Here is a 17869-nt window from a genome sequence, read left to right as displayed (position 1 = left end):
CAGGCGGCGGAAGAAACGCCTGGCCGCGGCCTTGTCCCGCCGGTTCTGCATCAGGATGTCCAGCACGTTGCCGTCCTGGTCGACGGCCCGCCACAAATACTTCAGCTCACCGTTGATCCTGATGAAGACCTCGTCCAAGTGCCATTTATCCCCCGGCCGTGGCCGGCGGCGGCGCAGTCCGTCGGCGTAGACCTGCCCGAACTTCACACACCAGCGGCGAACGGTCTCATACGAGACGATCACGCCGCGCTGGAGCATCAGCTCCTCCACCTCACGGAAGCTGAGCGGGAAACGGAAATACAACCACACGCAATGGGAGATCACCTCGACCGGGTACCGGTGCCCCCTGTATGACGGCGTGCCTTTCACGGACGACCCCCTCCACCATGACCAACCCGAAGACCATCTCACCCGGTCAACCAACGTGACAGTGCCGAATACCCTCCTCCGGATCCGCCGCATACTCCTCACGCCTGGGCCACCCGAGCTCCATAGCGAAACGTCCCACCTCGTCCTCGGAGAGTCGCTGCCTCAGGACCATGCGCCGCGTGAGCCACCAGGGAGTCGTCATGGTGTGGATCGCCTTCGTTTCTTGACTATGCGGTGCTGCGCGTGTCGCACACACGCTACGCATCACAACCCGTATATCTTGAGGGGTTCCAGCGGATCGCGTCCGCACGGCTGCGCCGTCTGCGTACCGTCCGAGTCGCCGCTGCGGAATCCACTTCCCCATGCGGGCTTGATCCGGTCCAGCATCTCGGCCTGCCCATCGCACAAGGCTCCCTGCCCCACCGCGGACGCGTCGGATCGCGAGGCGGCCAGAACCGTGGCACGGGACGACGTCCCGCCTGTTGGGTTCACGCCCGTGAGGCGCCCCGCAGACGACGGAGCGCCGGGCCCACCCGCCTTCGGCGTACGGTGACCCCGGCGCTCGTGCCGGACAACTATCCCTGGGGATCAGCTCAGTTCGGCGGTGAACAGAAAGTTGCGCGGAACGTCCGTCACCTGGCGCGGCAGGACGAGGTAGGGCCACCGGCCGGATCCTTCCTCGCCCGGCTGCTTGATCTCCCGGACGCTCCAGCCGCACTCGTCGAGCAGGTCCTCCGGCGTATCGGTGCCGAAGAGCCAGGGGGCCCCGTCCTCCTCGAGCGCCTTGATGAACGGACGGGCCACCGGGTTGCTGAGCGCCGCGGTGCTGATGAGGTCGCCGGCCACCAGCGCTCCGGGGGCGGAGAGCCGGGCCAGGGAGGCGAGCAGTTCACGTACGGAGCTCTCCTCCAAGTAGTACAGAAGCCCTTCGACGATCCACAGCGTGCGCGCCTCACCACTGAACCCCGCGTCGCGCAGCGCCGACTCCCAGGAACCGGCGAGGTCGACACCGACTGTCGTGCGGGTCAGTCCCTCCGACAGATCGGCGTCGGCCAGCAGTTCGTCCTTGACCTCCAGCAACGCGGCCCGGTCGAGTTCGAACACGGATGTCTTGCGGCCCCAGTCCAGCCGGTAGGGGCGGGTGTCCATGCCCGCGGCGACGAACACGACCTGATCGATGTCGTGTGCCGTGAGCGAGTTCAGCAGTACCTGATCGAGATAGGCCGTGCGGAGCGCAAGATACTCGACGGTGACCGGACTCGCGTAACGCTCAAGGAGTGTGAATCCGGTGTCGCCCGCCACGGTCCGCGCGTACGGGTCGCTGAACAGTGCGTCGTCGCGCTCGGTTTCGAGAGCACGGGCCGCGGCGGTCCACTGGGCGGTATAGGAAACGGCTTCCATGACGGTGGGCTCCTCGGGAAGGGGCGGACCGGGTGTCACTGCGCACCACGGGTAGGTTCGAAGTCGGGTCGGTCGAGAACTGCGGACAGCACGGCGGACAGGCTTCGGCCGGGGTCCGGCACGGCGTCCCGGCTGCGCCAGGCCACGAAGCCGTCGGGCCTGGCCAGGAGTGCGCCGGAGGTGCCGATACCGGCCGCTCGTACCCAGTCGGCCGTCGGGTCGACGGTCCCGGTGCCGTCTCCGCCGATCCGGTGCACGCCGAGTTCGAGCCCGGCCGTCGCCGCGATCTTCTCGGCGGCGTCGCTCCAGTCGCCGCCGTCGGGTCCGGCGAGCAGCGTCCAGCGCGCGGCCGCCAGGTCGAGGGTCGAGACGCGCTCACCGGCCACGGTCACCCAGTGATGCGGGAGGCGGGAGCCCGGGGCGCCGTCGAGCGAGACGGTGATGTCCTCGGTGGACGGGAGTTCGGTCCGGGGATCGACGACGGCGGCCGAGTCGTACCGGTAACCGAGGTGCACCAGGGGCGTGTTGGCGACTCCGGCCTCCTGGCGCTGCGCCCCGGCGAACGGGTTCCAGTGCAGGGCCGGGTGCTTCAGCCGGAGCATGGCCTGCCGCAGGGTGAAGGCGGCCACGGGGTGCCGTTCGGCGTGATACGTGTCCAGAAGCCCTTCGCCCGCCGTGCCGCGCAGCACCTGGGCGAGTTTCCAGGCGAGGTTGTGGGCGTCGGCGATTCCGGTGTTCATGCCGAAGGCGCCGAGCGGCGGGATGGTGTGGGCGGCGTCGCCGGCCAGGAAGACCCGGCCGTCCCTGAACCGTTCGGCGACCCGGGCAGTCAACCGCCACGGGGCGGTGCTGAGGATCTCCACGTCCACGTCGGGCACACCGATGGCGGCGCGGACCAGTTGCTCGCACCGCTCCTGGGTGAAGTCTTCCGGCCCCTGACCCTCCGCGGGGTCGTAGTCGACGTGCAGCATCCAGCGTTCTTCGGCGTCGACGGTGATCAGCACGGCCCAGGCTCCGGGCGCGGTGATGTCGGTCATGAACGGGATGCTGCCGAACCGCCCGTACAGATCGGCCCGGAAGACGATGTTCATCTTGGGCACGCCGAGGACGCCGGGGCCCTCGGCTCCGATGCCGAGTGCGCGTCGGACGGTGCTGGACGCGCCGTCGGCGGCGACCACGTAGTCGGCGTGCACGGTGCTGCCGTCGGCGAACCGGACGACGGCCCCGTCGTCGTGGGACTCCACGGACGCCACGGCGGCGTCGTAGCGCACCGTGGCTCCGGCGGCGCGAGCGGCCGGGATGAGCAGTGCGTCGATCCGGTCCTGGGGGCAGTTGCCCGCCACCTCGACGGGGGTCACGGCGGCGAGCGCGGGGTTGCGGAAGTCCAGGGGGCCGCCGCCCGGCGGGAAGGATGCCTCGGCCAGGGTGGGTACGGAGTCCCGCCACGACGCGGTGCGGGGCCGTACGGACGCCGCCGCGACTTCCTGCTCCAGGCCGGCTTCGCGGAAGAGTTCCATGGTGCGCTCGTTGATGCCGAGCGCCCGGGGATGCTTCGTCGGTCCGGGCCGGCGTTCCACGACCAGCGCGGGGATGCCATGGCGGCCGAGGAAGAGGGCGGTGGCGAGTCCGACGGTGCCACCGCCGACGATGAGTACGGGGACTCTGGTGTCGGTCATGGGTTCCTCACTTGTGGCCTGCGGGGGCGTTGCCGCCCCCGGGGGCGGCGGCTCCGGCGGGCCGGACGCCGGGGGGCGGGCCCGGGCGCCGCATCTCCTTGGCGAGCCGGGTGCTCACCAGGACGCCGATCACGCAGATGATCGCGGTGACCATGAAGACGCTGGTGAGGGCCGAGCTGAGGCCGGAGCGGAGCAGTTCCACGAGGTCGGCGGGGAAGGCGGACTTCTCCGAGAAGAGCATCTCGCTGACGCCCCGCGGTCCGGCCTGCCTGACGAGTTCCTCGGCCTGGCCCGTGAGTTGCTTGGTCTCGTTGACGAACAGGTAGTACTGGAGAACACCGAGCATGCTCACGCCGATCATGCCGCCGAACTCACGGGCGAGCTGGGTGATCGACGATCCGATGCCCATCAGATGGGGCGGCAGTGCGGACTGGACCGCGATCATGAGGACCGGCAGACCGACACCGGTGCCCGCCCCGATCAGCAGGGTGTACGCGGCGGTGGTCCACGCGGACGTGCCGGTGTCCATCGTCATCAGGGTGCCGAAACCGACGGCGAGCAGAAGCATCGAGAGCATCCCCATCGCCCGGATGCCCACCTTGAAGATGGCGCGGCCGGCGAAGAGACTGCCCACGATGCTGGCGACCTGGAAGGGGAAGAGGGTGAGCCCGGTCTTCCCGATCGAGCCGCCGGTGACCCCCTGGGCGAAGACGGGCACGAAGAAGATCGCGCTGTACATCACCAGGCCGATGACGAAGTTCACGACGAACGCCGCGGTCAGGGTGCTGTTGGAGAACAGGGAGAGGGGGATGATCGGTGATTCGTGCCTCCGCTCGACAATCAGGAACACGATGAACGCCGCGATGCCGGTGACGAGGGCCGCCCATACGGTCCACTCCCCCAGGTCCCGCTTCTCCCCCGCCTCGTAGAGGGCGAAGAGCACCCCGGCGATCGAGTAGGTGATGAGGACGGCGCCGAGGATGTCGACCTTCTGCCCGGTGGCCTCGGTCTGGTGCTCCTGGTAGTTGCGGTGGATGAGCCAGGCGGCGAACAGCAGCAGCGGCGGATTGATGAAGAACGCCCACCGCCATCCGACGTACTCGCCGATCCCGCTGCCGACCAGCGGGCCGAGCAGACTGCTCAGACCGAACACGGATGCGAAGACGCCCTGCAGCCTGCTGCGCAGCCGGGGCGGGAACTGGAGCCCGATGGCCGCCATGCCGATGGGGAAGAGCGCCGCCGCGCCGAGGCCCTGCACCGCTCGCGCCGCCACCAGCTCGACCATGCCCTGGGCGACTCCGCACCATACGGAGCCCACCAGGAAGATGGTGATGCCTATATAGATCATGCGCTTCCGGCCGAAGTGGTCGGAGAATTTTCCGTAGAGCGGGAGCAGAGCAGTGAGCGCGAGCATATAGCTGCCAAACACCCAGGCCGACAACTCCACATGTCCGAACTCCGCGACAATGGTGGGAGTTACGGTACCCGCGATGGTCGAGTCGAGCGCCGAGACCGTCATAGCCAGAATGAAGCCCCACACAGGGGTCAGCAAATGACCTATCGGTTCCTTCTCGGTCTTTGTCGCAGCACTCATCCGCAACGTTTTCCTTTCCCCTGTCAACATGCCCTGAAGGACCTCCCGCCCAGCCTGCCGGGAGCATCCGCACTGATCAACTTCCCAACGACGCAGTCTCCGTGAGACCTCTTCCCGGTTGCGCACTCCGTGACACACGGGCGGAATGGCGACTACCGTTTGCCGAGCCACATACATGGAAGGGGCACTTTGATGACCGGACAGAGCGGCACCGCCAGGGGATTCGGTACGCGAGCCGAGGCCAATATCCCAATTATCAATGAATACCGGGCAAACCGCACAGAGAAAGGGCCCGACGAGCGGGGCGCCGGCTTGCTTCTGCTGACCACGACGGGGGCACGTTCCGGGCTTCCTCGCACCAGTCCGCTCGGCTACACCACCGATGCGGGTCACCTGATCGTCGTGGGGGCCAAGGGCGGCGCCCCGGGCAATCCCGACTGGTACCGGAATCTGATGGTGAACCCCGAAGTCACGGTGGAGCAGGGGCCGCAGACCTTCCGTGCGCTGGCCACCGAGGCCGAGGGCGGGGAGCGGATCCGGCTGTACGAACAGCATGTGAGCCTCTTCCCCGTCTACCGCGACTACGAGAAGAAGACCGACCGTCTCTTCCCGGTCGTCGTACTGAAGCGTATCGACGGCTGACGGGCACTCATCGCGCTGCCGACACGGGCAGCGGCAACAGGGGGACAGGGGCCGGGCGCATTCGCCGGGCCCCTGCCCCCTTTTTCATGGAGTCCGTCCGGGCCCCGCTTCCCAAAGACGCAAGCTCGCACGTTTCCCATCCAGGATGCGCAGCGGGCCAATCCTGTTCCCCGGCCAATACTTGAGCACATCAGCCAGTGGAGGAGCAGGTTTCAGTGGACGTCATACGCGACCGAATGATTGCGGGACAGTCCTCCATCCTGGGGGTCTACAACTTCCTGGAGGAGAACGAAAGTCTGTCCGCGGAACAACTCGCGGCACGCCAGCGGCATCTCATGCGCGCACAACTCGAATTTGCACGGCAGGAGTCGCCGTACTTCGCGAATATCCTGCGCCATCATCCGACTGACGATCTGCTGAACTCTCCGGAACGCTGGGCTGATCTGCCGTTCATGGACAAGTCCGTCCTGCTCAAGAACTTCGACATGGTCAGGACCCGAACGGACATCTCTTTCCGGCACGTGGCGCAGTACCTGTCGGACCGGTCCCTGGTGGACGAGCCGTTCAACGGTTCGGGCCTTCTGGTGGTCAGCACCGCCGGCACCTCGGGCAAGCCCGGCTACTTCGTCTACGACCCGCGCGAGCAGGCCCACATCCGCGCCCAGTACTTCCGCTTCATGCGGGCGATCCTGGCCGGGATCAAGCCGCAGGGCCCGCTGCGGTCGGCGGCGATCATCGTCACCGGAGCCCACATGATCGGGTACAAGATGCAGCAGCATCTGCCGCCCGAGTTCTTCCGCATGATTCCGGTCCTGCGGGAGGGGCGCGCGGTGACCGTCGAGGAAACGGCGGCGGAGCTGGCGGACTTCAACCCACAGGTACTCACCTGCTTCGGTTCGACGCTGCGCATGCTCACCGAGTACAAGGAAGCCAATCCGGACTTCTCCTGGCGTCCGCTCGCCCTGATCAACACCGGCGCGACGCTGGAACAGGATGTGCAGCGGCGGGCCCTCGCGGCCTTCGAGGGCGTGCGCATCTTCGACCTCTACGGCTCCACGGACACCGGTTACATCGGCTGGACGTGCGAGCGGGGTTCGATGCATCTCAACACGGACTGCATGCGGATCGAGATCCTCGACGAGGACAACCGACCCGTCGCGGACGGTGAGTTCGGATCGATCGTCATCAGCACCTACTGGCACCGCACTCTGCCGATCATCCGGTACCGGCTCGGCGATCTGATGTCGGTGAGCACCGGCGGCTGTGCCTGCGGCCGGAACCTTCCCGTGGTCAAGGAGCTTCTCGGCCGGGAGAACACCCTGCTCTACCGGCGTGCCGAGACAGGTGTCGCACCGGTCCCGCAAGGCGTCTTCATGGAGATGTTCGAGACGATCAGCGGGGTCCGGCGCTTCCGTCTGGTGCAGGAGACCCTGGACCGGGTGACCGTGTCCGTGGTGCCGCTGCCGGACAGCGCGCCGGGGTTGGCCGAGCGGGTCGCCGAGCGGGTGACCCCCGTCTTCGGCGAGGGTGCCTCGGTGGATGTACGGATCGTGGACGCTCTCGTACCGCCGGCGTCGGGCAAGCTCCTCCCGGTGGAGCGGCTCTTCGATCCGGCCGCGGAGCGCGCGGGCCTGCGATGAGAACGGGCTTCGCCGACCTCCACCACGCGGTCCTCAAGACCGACCTGTGCAGCTACTGCGGTGCCTGCGTACCGGCCTGCCCGGTCGACGTGCTCTCGTACGCGAAGGAGCAGCCAGTCATCGACGGGTCCTGCGCGTCCGGCTGCCGGGTGTGCTTCGACGTCTGCCCGGAGAACCGGGCGGGTGGCACGCTGCTCCAGGACTACATGGCGGATCACCGGCCCGATGAGGAACGGCAGTTGGTGGGCCGGCTGACCGACCCCGATCTGCTGGCCCGGACCGGTTCGGGCGGACTGACGACCGGGCTCGCGCTGTATCTCCTGGAGTCCGGTCGCGTCGACGGAGTGGTCATGACGGGGTTCGGCGGGGACTCGGCCTGGGAACCGCGCCCGTTGATCGCGACCACGCGCAGCGAGGTGATCGCGGCGAGCGGTCCCAAGTACGCGCTCAGCCCCACGCTCTCCGTGCTGGACCGCATCGCCGAGGAGGGACACGAGCGGGTCATGCTCGTGGGGCTGCCCTGCCACATCGAATCGCTGCGACAGCTCCAGGCGGCCCAGGACCGGCTGGAGGAAGGGCCGCGCCGTGCGGTGCGGGCCATCACCCACGCGGTCGGACTGTGGTGCGGCAACAACTTCCGTACCGAAGGGACCGAGCGTTTCATCTCCGCCATCGGAGTCGACCCGGACCGGGTCACGGAAGTGGGGTACACACGACGCGACGGCAGGCTCGAATTCAGCGTCAGCACCCCGGACGGCTCCACCGGAACCCCGTTCGGCCAGTACCTCGGCTATCTGCTCGCCGGACAGACGGCCCCCTCCTGCCAGGGCTGCCGCCGCTGGCACGCCGCCTACGCCGACGTCTCCGTCGGTGGCCTGGACACCCCCGGACTGAAGTGGTCCGGATTCATGGTGCAGACGCGCGAGGGCCATGACCTGGTCAGCGGCGCCGAGGCCGCCGGCTACATCACCGTGCAGGACATGTCGTCCGACGAACGCGCCTGGCTCGCACGGAAGAACCAAGGATCCCGCGGGTTCGGAACCCCGAAACCGCTCTACAGCAAGGGGAACCAACGTTGAACGAGGGCAAGAGTCTGCGCACACGCCGCCTGATGTCCGAAGCGGGACGGTCACTGATCGTTCCCATGGACCACGGCATCAGCGTCGGCGCGACCACAGGGCTGCGTGACATCGCCGCGACGGTCGAGCAGGTCTCCGTCGGAGGCGCCAACGGTGTCGTCCTGCACAAGGGCCTGGTCCCCACCGTGCAGGGAAGCCTGAGGCCCGAGACGGCACTGATCGTGCACATGAGTGCCTCGACCTCACTGGGCACCCACATCAACCGGAAGGTGGCGGTCTGCACCGTGGCCGAGGCGGTGCGGCTCGGCGCGGACGCGGTGAGTCTGCACATCAACGCCGGCACCGAGACCGAGCCCGAGCAGATCGTGGACACCGCCAAGATCGCCGAGGAGTGCGCCCTGTGGGGGGTGCCCCTGCTGGCCATGGTGTACGTCCGCAGTTCGCCGGAGGACGAGCACAACCCCGTGAAGGTGGGCCACGCGGCCCGGATGGCGGCCGAGCTCGGCGCCGATCTGGTCAAGTGCCACTACACCGGGGATCCCGAAACGTTCTCCCGGGTCGTCGAGGGCTGCCCGGTCCCGGTCCTGATCGCCGGCGGGGCGGCGCACGGAGATGTGCGCAAGCTCTTCACGACCGTGGCCGAGGCGCTCGACGCCGGAGCGGCAGGGGTGTCGATGGGCCGCAACATCTTCGAGTCGCCCGATACGACGGCCCTGACCCGCCATCTCGGCAAGCTCATCCACCACGGATGGTCCGCGGACCGGGTCTACGCCGCCTACCAGGAACAGCTCTCCTCCGACGCGCCGCTCGCGGCCGTCTGAGCCGGAACATCCGCCCATTTGGTTCCGACTGTCTCCTCTCCGTCCCCTCTCCACCTCTCCCAACGAACAGAAGGCGAACATGACTGACGTCATCGACGACAAGCCCAAGGCCGCTTCGAACAAGCCGCGGGTGCCGGCACCGGCCAAGAAGACGACCGTCGCGGAGCCGGCCCCCGTGCAGGCTCCGCTGCCTCCCGGCAAGAAGTACACCTGGCACGACTTCCGCAAGATCGCCGGGCGCCCCGACACCGCCGAGATCTTCGAGGCCGTGCAGCGCCTGCACGGCGACGGGGGCGGCGTCGTCATCGACGAGGAGCACCTGTCGCTGGTGCCCGCCGGCCTTCAGAAAATCAAGCTGTTCTCCGGTGTCCCGTCCCAGGAGAAGCTCGACCGGATCCGCAAGGACTACGACGTCCTCGTCCTGGACGCGGCGGTCGTGGCGAGCAACTGGTTCGTCGAGAACGAGTCCAGGATCGGCATCCCGGTCGGTGCCTCGGTCGACGTCGTCGACCCGCGCTCGCTGGAGCAGGCCGTCGAGATGACCCGCGTGGTCAAGCTCCTGCTGGTGACGTTCAAGGACACCACCAAGATCCCGCTGGAGATCGTCCTCGCGGACGCGCAGAACCACGGCTGCCAGACGGTCATGGGTGTGCGGGACAGTGTGGAGGCCAATGTGGTCTTCGGTGTCCTGGAGATCGGTGCCGACGGAGTTCTCGTCGACGTCGACGACCTGACCGCGGTCCACCGGCTCCACGAGGTGCTCGTCGCGGCACAGCGCACCCACGGACAGCAGCTGCAGAAGCTGACGATCATCGAGACCCGGCACGTGGGCATGGGCGACCGGGCCTGCCTCGACTTCACCTCGTACATGGGGCTCGACGAAGGGGTGCTGCTCGGCTGCTTCTCCGGTGGCGGCATTCTCGCCACCAGCGAGACCCACCCGCTGCCCTACATGCCGACCCGGCCGTTCCGGGTCAACGCGGGCGCCCTGCAGATGTACGTACTGGCACCGGACAACCGCACGTGGTACCTGTCCGACCTGCGTGCCGGCATGGAGGTACTGGCGGTCCGGACGGACGGCACGGCACGTCCGGTCACCGTGGGCCGCGTCAAGATCGAACGGCGTCCGATGCTGCAGATCATCGCGGAGGCCCCGGACGGCACCCGGATCACCACGATCATGCAGGAGGACTGGCACGTCCGGGTGTTCGGCACCGACTCCAAGCCGCGCAACATCACCGAACTCAAGCCCGGCGACGAGGTGTTCGGCTTCACCCAGGAGCCCGGCCGGCACGTGGGCGTCAAAGTGGATGAGCTGATCATTGAGCAGTGACGCATGGGACGGCATCGAGGTGGTCGACGCCCATGCCCACGCCAATCGGGCACTGGTACCGCGACTGCTCGCCACCATGGCGGCGGAGAACGTCTCGGCGGCCTTCCTGGTCGCCGGGGGCGTCGTCTCCCCCATGGAGCTGTCCCACACCATCGTGACGGAAGGTCCCGGCCGGGACGTCGACGCCGACAACGCCGAGCTGCTGGAGGCCATCGAGGACGAGTCCTCGCTCGCCGCCTTCTGCTTCGTCAACCCGCACCGGGCAGCCGGTGAGGCCGACCAAAAGCTCGTCGAGGAGTGCGCCGGGATCAAATTCGCCCCCGGGGTGCACGGCATCGGTCATCTCGATCCCCGGGTCCAGTCGTACGTCGACCTTGCGGCGGAGCGGGGCCTGCCCGTCTACTCGCACTGCATCGGCAACGGCGCGCTCTCGGTCGAGTCGTACGCACGCCTCGCCCGCCGCAACCCGGAGGTGACGTTCATCCTGGGCCACGCCGGGCGCGGCAACTTCGATCTGGACGCCGCACAGGAGATCCGGGACGCCGAGAACGTGCTGTTCGAGACGTCGGGCGGATTCGACTTCGTGATCAAGAACGCGGTGGAGACGCTCGGTGCCGAACGGGTCGTCTTCGGCTCGGAGTTCCCCATCCAGCACCCGAGGGTCGAGCTCACCAAACTCGCCCTGGCCGTCGCCGAAACGGATCTGCCGGCGGTCCTCGGGGGCAACATCCGGCGCGTCACACGCACCAGGAAGGGAGGAAGCACATGACGGATCAGGACCTGCTGGCCGGCATCGTGGGCCACGCCTACCGCAACGCACCGTACCTGCGGGCGAAGTACCGGAACGCGGGCGTCGATCCGACGGACTGGTCGGACGGGCTCTTCACCCGGCTGCCGTTCACCACGAAGGACGATCTGCGCCTCGCCTATCCGGAGGGCCTGCTCGCCGTCGAGCGGTCCGAGGTCGCGGTCGTCCACGAGTCCAGCGGCACGACCGGCGAGCCCACTCCGGCGTACTTCACGCAGGGCGACATCGACGAGTGGCTGGAGCGGATGCTGTTCAACGGCGTCGCGCTGACGGAGCGGGACGTCGTGCTCGTCAAGACTCCGTACTCGATGCTCACCACCGCCCATCAGATGCACGGGGCGGCGCAGCGGGCGGGAGCCACGGTCGTCCCGGCGGGCAACCGGACCGAGTTGATGCCGTACAGCCGCGCGCTGCGGCTGTTGCGCGACTACCGGGTGACGGTCGCGTACTGCATGCCCGTCGAGCTGATGCTCTTCGCCCGACGGGCCCTCGACGCCGGTCTCGACCCGGCCGAGGACTTCCCGGACCTGCGGGCGGCGGTGGTCAACGGCGAGGTGCTCAGCCCCGCCAAGAAGCGCTTCCTGGAAGAGCTCTGGTCCATCACGCTCTTCCCGGACTACGGCTCCACGGAGACCACCACGCTCGGTGGCGCGTGCGCGTACGGCACCCTGCACCTGTGGTCGGACCGCTTCCGCTTCGAGGTCCTCGACATGGCGAGCGGGCGGTGCACCCCGCACGGCACGGGTGAACTGGTCGTCACCTCGTACCACCGCCGGGCCATGCCGATCGTGCGGTACCGCATGGGGGACATCGTGACCGTGACCGACGCGTCGTGTCCGTGCGGCAGCGACCGGCCGCAGGTCCGGGTCCACGGCAGGGAGGCCGACCGCTTCACGGTCCGCGGGCGTGAGCTGTTCCCGATCGATGTCGAGGACGTCGTGTACGGAGCGCTGTACGGCTGCGAGCCGGTCTTCTGGTCCGGCGAGGTGGACGGCGACCGTCTGACCCTGGAGCTGGAGGCCATGGAATCCGGGATCGCCGACGTCCGGCGGCGGTCGGGAGAGCTGGCCGCGGCGCTCGAAGGCCGTCTCGGAATGAGCTCCACCATCAGCGTCGTCCCGCCGGGCACCCGGATGACGCTCGACCGCCGGGCCGAGCAGGAAGCCATGTTCAAGCCCGTCTATCTGCGCACGCGTGGTCAGGGCGGGCGCGGCCTCGACTACACCGGTACTTCCCAGGAGAACTGACATGACTGACATCAACACACGGCCGTCGATTCCGGCCGAGGCCAAGGCCGAGATGTGGAAGGCGATGTACTTCCGTGCCCAGGCCGGCATGGAGCGGTACATGGTCTCCAACTACGGCTACGGCGCCATCGACGAGTGGATCGACTTCTCCTCCGAGGCGACCGCCAAGCAGTCCGACCGTTACAAGACCGAGGGCGCGCTTCCCTTCACGGAGAACCTCACCCGGATCCTGGGTGACTGCTGGGGGTCGGACGTCACTGTGCACGAGGCGTCGGTCGAGAAGTCGAAGCTCGACATCGACAACTGCGGAATCCTCTCCTACCGGCAGGGCGCCGCAAAGCTGGGCATTGAACTGACCTTCGACGACCCGTGCCGTGAGTACTGCACCAAGCTCCAGTCGTCCATCGCCGCCAAGCAGGACCTCACGGCGACGTTCGAGCTCAAGCCCGGCGGCTGCTCGTGGTGCTTCACCAGGAACACGGAGACCGACGCGGAGGCGTCATGACGTCCGCCCTCCACGACGCGCCGGCCGGCGCCCTCGACGCGGACCGGCTGCGGCTGCTGCGTACGACGCTGGCGCAGGCCGCCAAGTCCCCGTTCTACGCCCCGGTGCTGGCCGGCCTGGGCGCAGCCGAACTGGCGGAGGCGGACTTCGGCCTGCTGCGACGGCTGCCGTTCACCGACAAGACGGATCTGCGCGAGGCAGGGCTGCGGATCCTGTCCGTGCCCCTCGCGGAGACCGTCCGCTACTACGAGTCGTCCGGCACCACCGGTACGCCGACGCCGACGCCGAAGACGAAGAAGGACATCGCGGCCAACACGCGTGGTCTGCTGCTGAACTGGCAGCGCATCCTGCGGCCGCAGGAGGACAAGGCGATCCTGCTCGTGCCCTCGGACATCGCGCCGGTGGCCGACGCGATGGTCTACGGCCTGGAGTCGATGAACGTCTTCAGCGTCCGTGCGTTCCCCTTCACCCGGGGCGTCTCCGGGTGGGACCAGATCGTACGGATCTGCCAGCAGACCGGCATCAACACCGTCCTCACCACCCCGGGTCTGAGCCTGCACTTCTACGCGGAGCTCAAGAACCGCGGCATCGACCCGATCACGTTCGGCATCCGCAACATCCTGCTCCTGGGCGAGCTGCTCACGGAGCCCATGCGGGCCATGCTGGAGCGGATGTGGGACGCCCAGGTCTACATCAACTCCTACGGCTCCTCGGAGATGGGGACCTGTTCCACCTCGTGCCCCGAGAAGCGCATGCATCTGCTGGAGCACATGTACCACTTCGAGTGGGTGGACCCTCGGACCGGTGCGCCCACGTCGGCGGAGATCGCCGAACTCGTCGTCACCACGCTGACCGCGGACGCCCGGCCCCTGCTCCGCTACCGCACCGGCGACCTGGTGCGCCGCCGGCCCGGCGGCTGCGCCTGCGGTCTCGAACTGCCGGTGGTGGAGGTGCTGGGCCGCACCACCGACGAGCTGGAGATCGCGGGCCGCCGACTGCGTCCTTACGACATCGAGGAGATCGTCTACGCGATTCCGGGCCTCCTCGGGTACTGCATCCGCTTCGAGGACGACGGCCGGCCCCTGCTCTGCCTGGAGGTGGAGCAGGACCACCAGGATGATGCCCGGTGCGCCGAGATCGTCCGGCTCACCGAGAAGGCCCTGGCCGCGCGCGATCTGCCGTTGGACGTCGAGCTGTCCTTCGACTTCAACGAACTCACCAAGCGGGGAGGTGGCTTCAAGAATTGGAAACTCACCCACGTAGTGCGGAAATGACAGTCCGGAGCTCGTGGCAGCTCGACGGCTGGGTCACCACCGTCCGGCTGAGCGACGACCGGGTGGCGGCGGCCGTCGCCCCCGGGCGGCTCGCCCTGGGCAGCTGGGGAAGTGCCGCACCGGACCATCTGATCGGCTTCGACAGCGCCGTCACCGACATCGCCGTCCATCCGGACGGCTGGCTGCTCTCCCTGGAGGCGGGGACCGTCGTCCTGGTCTCCCATCAGGGCCGACGGCTGGAACGGCGTGACGGGGTCGGCGGCTGGCGTCTGGCACCGGACGCGCAAGGCCATCTCGCGGTGAGCCGGAACGGTTCCGTCGCCCTGGTCGACCGTCATCTGAACGTGCTGTGGGCCGAGTCGGGGCCCTCCGCCTGGGACATCTGCCTCGGGCACGACCGGGTCACCACCCCGAGCACCGAAGGATCGGTGACCTGCCGCGCCCATGCGACCGGGGAGCTGCTCTGGCAGCACACCGAGGGTTTCCCGGTGTACGGATGCGCCGCGGTCGACGAGGGCTTCGCGGTGGGGACAGCCGAGGGCGCGCTGATCCTCCTCGATCTGTCCGGCGCACCGCTGCACCGGCGGGAGACCCACGCCGTACGCATGGTGACCAGCGTCGACGGAGGGCTGCTGGCAGCCTGCGTGGACGGGACCCTGCGCTCGTACGACTCCGGGCTCTCGGAGCGCTGGCGCTTCACCACGGGGTCCTGGGTGAAGGGCGTGGACGCCCGGTCCGGCACCATCGCCGTCGCCTCCGCCGACCATCACCTCTACCTCCTGGACCGCGAGGGCCGTGAACTCGGCCGCCACCGGGCCGGCCACACGGTCCTGTCGGTCGGACGGGAGGGCGGCCGGCTCGCCGCCGGGTCGGCCGACGGGCTGCTCTACTTCCTCGTTCCGCCGTCCTGACCTCTGCCGCCCCGCCGTCGTCACTCTCTTTCCAGCCCGACATTCAAAGGAGCACCACACATGTCTGACTACCTCGCGTCGAAGGTGGACGCCTGCGTCGTCGGTGCCGGACCCCACGGCCTCGCGCTGGCGAAGGCCCTGCTGGACGCGGGCCACAGCGTCGCCGTGGTGGACCGGGAAACCGACCGTTCGGGCAAGCGCCAGACCATGCTGATACAGCCGGGCGCCATCAAGGTGCTGGACTCCCTGGGGGTGCGCGAGGCGGTGGAGGCGGACACCCACCGGCTGGACGGCTACGACTACTACGTCGACGGGGACCGTATCGCCGCGCTGCGCTACGCCGACATCGAGGACTGCCCGTTCGCGTACGGCCTGGGCGTGCCCTACCGGGTCATGCAGCACGCGTTCCTCGACGAGCTCCTCAAGCACCCCGGCTTCCAGATCTTCGACGGGGCCGTGGTCGGTTCCCTGCTGAAGGACGCCTACGGCACCCTCAACGGGGTGGCCTTCACCCAGGGCGGCACCGAGCGCGTCCTGGAATGCCGGCTGGTGGTCGCGGCGGACGGTGAGGGCTCCCCCACCCGTGACCTGGCCGGCATCTCCGTACAGCCTGCCGCCTGGGACTACGAGGCGATCACCTTCCTCGCGCCGCGCCCCGACGACTGGCCGTCGGTGCTGAGCAACTACCGTGCCAGCGACAACCGTTACCTCGGTCTGGCCGCCTACTCGCCCGACGAAGTCAGTGTGCTGTGGGGCATCCGCAGCGGTTCGTTCGACGAGGTGAAGGCGCAGGGGTTCGAGACGTTCCTGGAGCGGATCCTCTCGGTGGAGCCGCGGCTGCGCCCGAGCCTGAAGGGCCTGCGCGGCTGGGAGGACGTACGCCACCACACCTTCCCGGGGCACATCGCCGACACGTGGGTGGCCGATGGCGTGTTGCTGATCGGCTCCACCGCGCACAGTCTGACCACGTTCGGCGGGCAGAACATGAACCTGGCGCTGTACGACGCCCAGTCCGCGGCCAGGACGGCCGCTCGGGCGCTCGCCGAGAACGACCTCTCGGCCGGCTCGCTGGCCGAGTACGAGAAGGAGCGCCGGCCGCTGGTCGAGAACATCGCAAAGTTCCAGACCCAGGCCGCGGCTCCGGACACCGACGGTTCGGGCGGCCCCGCCGCGCAGGCCGTCGCCGCCGGTCTGCAGCAGATGTTCCGTTCGATGGCTCTCGGCCCGAGCGCCTGGCAGACCGCGCCCGCCACCTCGGCCGCGGGGGCTTCCCGGGGCCCGGGAGCCTTCGACCCTTCGATGATCCCGACCGAGATCTACCGCTTCGACTTCCGCTACGACGCAGCGCTCAACTGGGCCTGGAAGAAGGCTCCGAAGAACGATCCGGTGATGACCGAGATCGGCATGTACGCCTGGGAGAAGAACGTCCCGATCATCGGTCCGCTGTCCGGACGTCTGCTGTGGCAGCTGGCGAAGATGTCCGGCGCCAAGCGGGTGTTCGAGTTCGGTTCGGCGGTCGGGTTCTCCACCATCTGGCTGGCGCGCGCCGTCGGCCCCGAGGGCAAGGTCTACTACACCGAGTCCGATCCCGTACTCGCCGCCAAGGCAGTGTCGTTCATCGAGAAGGCGGGTGTCTCGGACCGGGTCGAGATCCTGGTCGGGGACGCGATGGAATCCTTCCGTTCGGTCGAGGGCGACTTCGACCTCATCCTGTGCGACATCGACAAGCGGCTCTACCCGGAGGTGTTCGCCGTGGCTCTGCCTCGGCTGGTCAGCGGCGGACTGTTCGTCGCCGACAACATCTTCTGGAACGGAGACGCGCTGACCGGCTACACGCGGGATCCGATGGGCAAGGCGATCGGTGAGACCGTCGACGCGATGCTCGCCGAGGAGTCCCTGTTCACCACCCTGATCCCGCTCGGGGACGGGCTCGCGGTCGGATACAAGGAATGACCGTCCGGCTCGTCGCGCTCGGCGGCAGTATCGGGCAGTCCGGCCGGCCGTCGCGGACCGAGACGGCGCTGCGGCGTGCGGCGGCCGCGGCGGTCGGCGCCGGGGCGGAGGCGGAGTTCTTCGTCGGGGAGCAGCTGCGGCTGCCGCTGTACGATCCCTCGTCGTCCGTCCGGGACCCGAAGGCACGACGGATGCTGGAGGCCGTGCGGCAGGCCGATGCGCTGCTGATCGCGTCACCCGCCTACCACGGTGCGGTCTCCGGTCTCATCAAGAACGCGCTGGACTACTTCGAGGATCTGCGCGAGGACTCCCGTCCGTATCTGGAGCAGCGGGTGGTCGGCTGCATCGGGGTGGGGGCGGGACCGCAGGGTCCGGCCGCCGCGCTGCGCAGTCTGCGGGACATCGTGCACGCGCTGCGCGGCTGGCCGGCACCGCTCGGTGTGGTGATCGGCGCGGCGGCCACCGATCTCTCGGGCGGTCCGGAGGACCGCACGGCGGACCAGCTGAGTTCCATGGGGGTCGAGGTCACCGATTTCGCCCGCACCCGGGCGGCGGCACGGCCGCTGCTCGGCTGACGCGGCGGCAGGAGGAACCATGGCGCCGAGCGGGGCCATGC

Annotated in this window: 16 protein-coding genes; 12 read left to right on the top strand and 4 right to left on the bottom strand. The window is 68.5% G+C overall.

Annotation, left to right across the window (positions count from 1 at the left end; translation table 11 throughout):
- The 4 genes from ACGFU7_RS42570 to ACGFU7_RS42555 all read right to left on the bottom strand — a co-directional run.
- The coding region (locus ACGFU7_RS42570; protein ID WP_393703621.1) for an IS6 family transposase at window positions 1–369 on the bottom strand (369 nt) is incomplete at its 3' end.
- Between the two features lie 588 nt (window positions 370–957).
- Window positions 958–1770: a class I SAM-dependent methyltransferase gene (locus tag ACGFU7_RS42565; protein ID WP_393703619.1), complete on the bottom strand. Its 813-nt coding sequence runs from the start codon at window positions 1768–1770 to the stop codon at window positions 958–960.
- Between the two features lie 35 nt (window positions 1771–1805).
- Window positions 1806–3446: an FAD-dependent monooxygenase gene (locus ACGFU7_RS42560; protein ID WP_393703618.1), complete on the bottom strand. Its 1641-nt coding sequence runs from the start codon at window positions 3444–3446 to the stop codon at window positions 1806–1808.
- A gap of 7 nt (window positions 3447–3453) precedes the next feature.
- Window positions 3454–5040, bottom strand: a complete 1587-nt coding sequence (locus tag ACGFU7_RS42555) for an MDR family MFS transporter (RefSeq protein WP_393703616.1) — start codon at window positions 5038–5040, stop codon at window positions 3454–3456.
- 192 nt (window positions 5041–5232) lie between these two features.
- On the opposite strand from ACGFU7_RS42555, the gene ACGFU7_RS42550 reads away from it, so the two are divergent.
- The 12 genes from ACGFU7_RS42550 to ACGFU7_RS42495 all read left to right on the top strand — a co-directional run bounded on the left by ACGFU7_RS42550 (window position 5233) and on the right by ACGFU7_RS42495 (window position 17828).
- Window positions 5233–5682 carry a nitroreductase family deazaflavin-dependent oxidoreductase gene (locus ACGFU7_RS42550; RefSeq protein ID WP_393703615.1) on the top strand — a complete coding sequence of 150 codons (450 nt, stop codon included), beginning with the start codon at window positions 5233–5235 and terminating at the stop codon, window positions 5680–5682.
- A gap of 215 nt (window positions 5683–5897) precedes the next feature.
- Complete coding sequence (locus tag ACGFU7_RS42545; protein ID WP_393703613.1) at window positions 5898–7322, top strand: phenylacetate--CoA ligase family protein; 1425 nt, start codon at window positions 5898–5900, stop codon at window positions 7320–7322.
- Window positions 7319–8401: a Coenzyme F420 hydrogenase/dehydrogenase, beta subunit C-terminal domain gene (locus ACGFU7_RS42540; protein WP_393703611.1), complete on the top strand. Its 1083-nt coding sequence runs from the start codon at window positions 7319–7321 to the stop codon at window positions 8399–8401. The genes ACGFU7_RS42545 and ACGFU7_RS42540 overlap by 4 nt, the downstream gene beginning before the upstream one ends.
- A complete protein-coding gene (locus ACGFU7_RS42535; protein ID WP_393703609.1) occupies window positions 8398–9222 on the top strand; it encodes a class I fructose-bisphosphate aldolase family protein in 825 nt (274 codons plus the stop codon). Before ACGFU7_RS42540 ends, ACGFU7_RS42535 begins: the two co-directional genes overlap by 4 nt.
- 79 nt (window positions 9223–9301) lie before the next feature.
- On the top strand, window positions 9302–10555 hold the full coding sequence (locus ACGFU7_RS42530; RefSeq protein WP_393703607.1) for a 3-dehydroquinate synthase II: 1254 nt from the start codon (window positions 9302–9304) through the stop codon (window positions 10553–10555).
- Window positions 10545–11324: an amidohydrolase family protein gene (locus ACGFU7_RS42525; protein ID WP_393703606.1), complete on the top strand. Its 780-nt coding sequence runs from the start codon at window positions 10545–10547 to the stop codon at window positions 11322–11324. Before ACGFU7_RS42530 ends, ACGFU7_RS42525 begins: the two co-directional genes overlap by 11 nt.
- Window positions 11321–12610, top strand: a complete 1290-nt coding sequence (locus tag ACGFU7_RS42520; RefSeq protein ID WP_393703604.1) for a phenylacetate--CoA ligase family protein — start codon at window positions 11321–11323, stop codon at window positions 12608–12610. The genes ACGFU7_RS42525 and ACGFU7_RS42520 overlap by 4 nt, the downstream gene beginning before the upstream one ends.
- Before the next feature lies 1 nt (window position 12611).
- Complete coding sequence (locus ACGFU7_RS42515; protein ID WP_393703603.1) at window positions 12612–13115, top strand: hypothetical protein; 504 nt, start codon at window positions 12612–12614, stop codon at window positions 13113–13115.
- Window positions 13112–14389, top strand: a complete 1278-nt coding sequence (locus ACGFU7_RS42510) for a phenylacetate--CoA ligase family protein (protein ID WP_393703601.1) — start codon at window positions 13112–13114, stop codon at window positions 14387–14389. The genes ACGFU7_RS42515 and ACGFU7_RS42510 overlap by 4 nt, the downstream gene beginning before the upstream one ends.
- Window positions 14386–15300: a WD40 repeat domain-containing protein gene (locus ACGFU7_RS42505; RefSeq protein ID WP_393703599.1), complete on the top strand. Its 915-nt coding sequence runs from the start codon at window positions 14386–14388 to the stop codon at window positions 15298–15300. The genes ACGFU7_RS42510 and ACGFU7_RS42505 overlap by 4 nt, the downstream gene beginning before the upstream one ends.
- A 60-nt stretch (window positions 15301–15360) precedes the next feature.
- A complete protein-coding gene (locus ACGFU7_RS42500) occupies window positions 15361–17253 on the top strand; it encodes an FAD-dependent monooxygenase (RefSeq protein ID WP_393703597.1) in 1893 nt (630 codons plus the stop codon).
- A complete protein-coding gene (locus ACGFU7_RS42495; RefSeq protein WP_393703595.1) occupies window positions 17250–17828 on the top strand; it encodes an NADPH-dependent FMN reductase in 579 nt (192 codons plus the stop codon). The genes ACGFU7_RS42500 and ACGFU7_RS42495 overlap by 4 nt, the downstream gene beginning before the upstream one ends.
- Window positions 17829–17869 lie beyond the last annotated feature (41 nt).

The sequence above is a fragment of the Streptomyces sp. NPDC048473 genome, from assembly GCF_043200155.1.
In the GTDB taxonomy this organism is placed as follows: domain Bacteria; phylum Actinomycetota; class Actinomycetes; order Streptomycetales; family Streptomycetaceae; genus Streptomyces.
This window is presented reverse-complemented; position numbering and strand designations above follow the sequence as displayed.

Excerpts from the sequence above, each read along its gene's own strand:
- ACGFU7_RS42515 (WP_393703603.1), top strand. The coding sequence starts at position 12,612 with ATGACTGACATCAACACACGGCCGTCGATTCCGGCCGAGGCCAAGGCC.
- ACGFU7_RS42510 (WP_393703601.1), top strand. The coding sequence starts at position 13,112 with ATGACGTCCGCCCTCCACGACGCGCCGGCCGGCGCCCTCGACGCGGAC.
- ACGFU7_RS42540 (WP_393703611.1), top strand. The coding sequence starts at position 7,319 with ATGAGAACGGGCTTCGCCGACCTCCACCACGCGGTCCTCAAGACCGAC.
- ACGFU7_RS42520 (WP_393703604.1), top strand. The coding sequence starts at position 11,321 with ATGACGGATCAGGACCTGCTGGCCGGCATCGTGGGCCACGCCTACCGC.
- ACGFU7_RS42560 (WP_393703618.1), bottom strand. The coding sequence starts at position 3,446 with ATGACCGACACCAGAGTCCCCGTACTCATCGTCGGCGGTGGCACCGTC.
- ACGFU7_RS42550 (WP_393703615.1), top strand. The coding sequence starts at position 5,233 with ATGACCGGACAGAGCGGCACCGCCAGGGGATTCGGTACGCGAGCCGAG.
- ACGFU7_RS42530 (WP_393703607.1), top strand. The coding sequence starts at position 9,302 with ATGACTGACGTCATCGACGACAAGCCCAAGGCCGCTTCGAACAAGCCG.
- ACGFU7_RS42495 (WP_393703595.1), top strand. The coding sequence starts at position 17,250 with ATGACCGTCCGGCTCGTCGCGCTCGGCGGCAGTATCGGGCAGTCCGGC.
- ACGFU7_RS42565 (WP_393703619.1), bottom strand. The coding sequence starts at position 1,770 with ATGGAAGCCGTTTCCTATACCGCCCAGTGGACCGCCGCGGCCCGTGCT.
- ACGFU7_RS42555 (WP_393703616.1), bottom strand. The coding sequence starts at position 5,040 with ATGAGTGCTGCGACAAAGACCGAGAAGGAACCGATAGGTCATTTGCTG.
- ACGFU7_RS42500 (WP_393703597.1), top strand. The coding sequence starts at position 15,361 with ATGTCTGACTACCTCGCGTCGAAGGTGGACGCCTGCGTCGTCGGTGCC.
- ACGFU7_RS42505 (WP_393703599.1), top strand. The coding sequence starts at position 14,386 with ATGACAGTCCGGAGCTCGTGGCAGCTCGACGGCTGGGTCACCACCGTC.